This window comes from Streptomyces sp. SM1 (genome assembly GCF_002910825.1).
GTDB classification, from domain to species: Bacteria; Actinomycetota; Actinomycetes; order Streptomycetales; family Streptomycetaceae; genus Streptomyces; species Streptomyces okerensis.
Genome location: NZ_NEUB01000450.1, coordinates 1 through 4,836 on the forward strand (window position 1 = coordinate 1; position 4,836 = coordinate 4,836).

Sequence of the window (4,836 nt, forward strand, 5' to 3'; positions counted from 1 at the left end):
GCCGCGGACGCGGCTGCGGCAGGCCCACAGGCTTCGCACGGGCAGGCGGGGACGCGGGAGCGCTGCCGGGACGTTCCGGTCTCGCCCGCTCAGGGCGGCCGGACGACCGCTCCCCCCGCCGCGGGGAGCGGTGCGAACAGGCGCAGCCGTGCGGACGATCTCCCCGCCCCGGCGGAAACCGGGGCGGACCGTCCCTCCCGGGGGCCGGATGACCGCACCCGCGTTCCACCCCCATCTGACTCCCGGGTAACAAAGGACTCCGCGGGGCACGCAGGCCCCGGACAGCCGAAAGCCGTCGGCTCGTCCGGCCGCAACCCCGCGGAAGGGCGACCGGCCCCCATCGCGGTGGAGGCCCGGTCACCTCGCACCCCCGGACGCGGGCGTCCATCGTCCTGCCGGGGCGCCGCAAAGGGCCTCACCGGGTCAACCCCAGCCCGGTGAGGCCCCTCACCTCCGGCACGCCGTGCCAGAGATGACGGCATCATGTGACAGGTATCACCGCTCACGTGTGACCCGCGATTTAGAGAGGTCACCCATGCGGCGATAACCTGCGAGACGGACATGCCGCGTGCTCGGACACCGTGCGCGCCTCCCTTGTGACACAGCGGACGTCACGTTGCCCTTCGCGGCACGCCCACGCATCCAACGAACCGCGAGATCACTGATAGGGACGGAAGCGCGTGGACCTGTTCGAGTATCAGGCGAGGGACCTCTTCGCCAAGCACGATGTACCGGTGCTGGCCGGTGAAGTCATCGACACGCCTGAGGCGGCCCGCGCAGCCACTGAGCGTCTCGGTGGCAAGTCCGTCGTCAAGGCCCAGGTGAAGGTCGGTGGCCGCGGCAAGGCCGGCGGCGTGAAGCTCGCCGCGACCGCGGACGAGGCCGTCGCCCGCGCGACGGACATCCTCGGCATGGACATCAAGGGCCACACGGTCCACAAGGTGATGATCGCCGAGACGGCCCCGGAGATCCTGGAGGAGTACTACGTCTCCTTCCTCCTCGACCGTGCCAACCGCACGTTCCTCTCCATCGCGTCCGTCGAGGGCGGCATGGACATCGAGGAGGTGGCGGCCAACCGTCCGGAGGCCGTCGCCAAGACGCCGATCGACGCCAACGAGGGTGTGACCCCCGCCAAGGCCCGCGAGATCGTCGAGGCCGCGCACTTCCCGGCGGAGGTCGCCGACAAGGTCGCCGACGTCCTGGTCACCCTGTGGAAGACCTTCGTCGCCGAGGACGCGCTCCTCGTCGAGGTCAACCCGCTGGCCAAGGTCGCCTCCGGTGACGTCATCGCCCTGGACGGCAAGGTCTCCCTGGACGAGAACTCCGAGTTCCGCCAGCCCGACCACGAGGCCCTGCAGGACAAGGCCGCGGCCAACCCGCTCGAGGCGGCCGCCAAGGAGAAGAACCTCAACTACGTCAAGCTCGACGGCGAGGTCGGCATCATCGGCAACGGCGCGGGTCTCGTCATGAGCACCCTGGACGTCGTCGCCTACGCCGGTGAGGCGCACGGCGGCGTCAAGCCCGCCAACTTCCTCGACATCGGCGGCGGCGCCTCGGCGGCCGTCATGGCGAACGGCCTGGAGATCATCCTCGGCGACCCGGACGTCAAGTCCGTCTTCGTCAACGTCTTCGGTGGCATCACCGCCTGCGACGAGGTCGCCAACGGCATCGTGCAGGCGCTCCAGCTGCTCGCGGACAAGGGCGAGGAAGTCACCAAGCCCCTCGTCGTCCGCCTCGACGGCAACAACGCCGAGCTGGGTCGCAAGATCCTCTCCGACGCCAACCACCCGCTGGTGCAGCGCGTGGACACCATGGACGGCGCGGCCGACAAGGCCGCCGAGCTCGCGGCCGCGAAGTAAGGGACGAGGGACAGAACAGCCATGGCTATCTTCCTCAACAAGGACTCCAAGGTCATCGTCCAGGGCATGACCGGTGCCACGGGCATGAAGCACACCAAGCTCATGCTGGCCGACGGCACGAACATCGTCGGTGGCGTGAACCCCCGCAAGGCGGGCACGTCGGTCGACTTCGACGGCAACGACGTCCCGGTCTTCGGCACGGTCGCCGAGGCGATGGAGAAGACGGGCGCGAACGTGTCCGTCCTCTTCGTCCCGCCGGCCTTCGCCAAGTCCGCCGTGGTCGAGGCCATCGACGCGGAGATCCCCCTCGCGGTCGTCATCACCGAGGGCATCGCCGTGCACGACTCCGCCGCGTTCTACGCGTACGCGGTGGAGAAGGGCAACAAGACCCGGATCATCGGTCCGAACTGCCCGGGCCTGATCACCCCCGGTCAGTCGAACGCCGGCATCATCCCGGGCGACATCACCAAGCCGGGCCGTATCGGCCTGGTCTCGAAGTCCGGCACGCTGACGTACCAGATGATGTACGAGCTGCGTGACATCGGCTTCTCCTCGGCCGTGGGCATCGGTGGCGACCCGGTCATCGGCACCACGCACATCGACGCGCTCGCCGCGTTCGAGGCCGACCCCGACACCGACCTGATCGTGATGATCGGTGAGATCGGCGGCGACGCCGAGGAGCGGGCCGCGGCCTACATCGCGGAGAACGTGAAGAAGCCGGTCGTCGGCTACGTCGCGGGCTTCACCGCGCCCGAGGGCAGGACCATGGGCCACGCCGGCGCCATCGTCTCCGGTTCCTCCGGCACGGCCGCCGCGAAGAAGGAGGCCCTCGAGGCCGCCGGCGTCAAGGTCGGCAAGACGCCGACCGAGACGGCCAAGCTGGCGCGCGCGATCCTCGCCGGCTGAGTCACCGGCGCGGCACACCGTACGGGTGGGCCCGTTCCCCGCACCCGGGGACGGGCCCACCGTCGTGTCCGCCCGTCACCGGGGACGGGCCCGCCGTCGTTTCGCCGTCACCCCGGGGACGGGCCCCGTCGTTCCCGCCCGCCCGGGGCGGGTCCCGCCGTCCTCTCCGCGTCCGGGGTGGGGCGGCGTGGGGCGACGGGCCGGGGCCCCCGCTCGGGGACCCGCCGCCGTTGTTCGGCGCGGTGCCGCCCACCGGTGCTTCCCCGCACGGCGCGGCGAGGTCCACCGGTGTCCCGTGCCGGGCAGTGGTTCACCGCGCCTGTGGCGTCAGCCGCTGCGGTCCCCGCGGCAGCTCCTCGCGCAGCCTGTCCCGCAACTCCCGCTGTTCGTCCGACAGGGGGCCTGGCGCCACGCGCGGCGGAACGCCCTGGACCGTCTCGCCCGGCGGTACCGGCGGTTCGTAGCCGGTGGGCGCCGTCCGCAGGGTGAGGGCCGTGGTGCCGATCAGGGCGACCGTGAGGGCGATGGCGGCACGGGTCCAGAAGCGTGCCCGGCGTTCGCTGCCGCCGCGCACCTCCGGCGGCTCGGCCGCCCGCAGCCGCCCGGTGGAGGCCAGCTCGGCCAGCCGTTGGTGCAGCTCCCGCGGATCCGACAGGTCCGGCAGCCGGGCGGCGACGGTCTCCCGTGCGTGCGTGAGCCGGCCGGCCGCCGCCCGGGTGCTCGCCTCCGTCTCCGCCGCCGTCTCCGGCAGGCCGAGGCCGATCCCGTCGTACAGCAGCAGCGTGCGGCGGTACGGCGGCGGCAGGCGCAGCAGTGCCTCCATGAGCGTGCGGGCGTCGTCATCGGGCGGCGGGGGTTCCGGCTGACGGTAGCGGCGCCGGTAGCGGTGCCAGGGGGAGAGCGCCCAGTCGTGCGCCGCGGCGCGTACCCAGCCGGCCGGGTCCGGGTCCCGGGCCACCTCGGGCCAGCGGTCCCAGGCCTGGTGGAAGGCACGCTCCACCGACTCGCGGGCGAGGTCGCGGCGGCCACTGAGCAGATACGTCTGCCGGACGAGGGCGGGGGCGCAGAAGGAGTACAGGGCGTCGAAGGCCTGAGCCGGTGTCGGTCCGGTGCGGTCCTCCTCCTCGGCGACCCGGGCCGGCGGGGGCGCCTGCGCGAACGCGCCGGGCTCCGGCGGGACCGCCGCGGGGCCGTGGCCGCCGCCCGGATCGTCCAGACACACCGTCACCACCGCAGTGCCCTCCTTCTGCTGACGACCCGGCTCACGTCCCGGCTCACGGTCCGGCTCACGACTCCCGGCGGTCCCGGCACCGGTCCCTGCTCCGGCCGGTGCTTCCGCCGGCCGGGCCAGGCCGGCCAGCAGCTTCGCGTACGCCTCCCGGTTCCGGCCGCGTGGCGTGCTGCGGCCGGACTCCCACGAACGCACCGTCTCCGGCCGTACGCCCACCCGTGCGGCGAGCTGAGCCCGCGTCAGGGCGCCCGCCTCACGCAGGCGTCGGCGTTCCCCGGGCGGAGGGAGCGGGGCGGCGGGGCTCCGTGTCACTGGGGACCCCTCCGTACAGAAAAGTACATAAACGTATATTGAGCGACACAACCGGACTTCGCCCGTTACGCCGGGAAAGCGCGTGTCGTTGGGAGCATGGCGGGCGTGATCCAGATGACCGCTCGCCGTTCGACGCCGGCCGCCCTGCTCTCCCGGATGCGCGACCGCTCACCCGGGCTCGCCGCCGGCCTTCTCGGCGGCGCCCTCGCGGCCGGGCTCGGGCTCGCGGTGTTCACCGTGCTCGTGATGCTGCTGTGGGTCAGCTCCCCCTACCCCGACAGCGGCCCGGGCGGCGCCCTGCACACCGCCGCGGCGCTGTGGCTGCTCGCGCACGGCGCCGAACTGGTCCGCGTCGACACCCTCTCCGGAGCACCCGCCCCCCTCGGTCTGCCCCCGCTGCTGCTGCTCACGCTGCCCGTGTGGCTGCTGCACCGCGCGGCCCGTGACGCCGCGGACGGGGACGCGGGCGACGAGGCCCCGCTGGTCCCCGGCCGTACGGCGCTGTCGGGCGTCGTCCTCGGCTACCTC

At 72.9% G+C, this 4,836-nt stretch carries 4 protein-coding genes; 3 read left to right on the forward strand and 1 reads right to left on the reverse strand.

The features are described from left to right. The first annotated feature begins 680 nt into the window (after nt 1–680). Both sucC and sucD read left to right on the forward strand, forming a co-directional pair. Nucleotides 681–1,859, forward strand: a complete 1,179-nt coding sequence (sucC, locus tag B9S61_RS11305; protein WP_103542139.1) for an ADP-forming succinate--CoA ligase subunit beta — start codon at nt 681–683, stop codon at nt 1,857–1,859. Between the two features lie 21 nt (nt 1,860–1,880). Then, complete coding sequence (gene sucD, locus B9S61_RS11310; protein ID WP_103542140.1) at nt 1,881–2,765, forward strand: succinate--CoA ligase subunit alpha; 885 nt, start codon at nt 1,881–1,883, stop codon at nt 2,763–2,765. Nucleotides 2,766–3,075: 310 nt separating this feature from the next. Here the strand turns inward: sucD and B9S61_RS11315 are convergent, their stop codons facing one another. Beyond that, entirely contained in the window at nt 3,076–4,308 is a 1,233-nt protein-coding gene (locus B9S61_RS11315; protein ID WP_103542141.1) for a helix-turn-helix domain-containing protein, read from the reverse strand. A 96-nt stretch (nt 4,309–4,404) separates the two neighbouring features. Here B9S61_RS11315 and B9S61_RS11320 point away from each other — a divergent pair. Beyond that, on the forward strand, nt 4,405–4,836 hold a 432-nt coding region (locus tag B9S61_RS11320), incomplete at its 3' end, for a DUF6350 family protein (RefSeq protein WP_258039623.1).

Excerpts from the sequence above, each read along its gene's own strand:
- sucD (WP_103542140.1), top strand. The coding sequence starts at position 1,881 with ATGGCTATCTTCCTCAACAAGGACTCCAAGGTCATCGTCCAGGGCATG.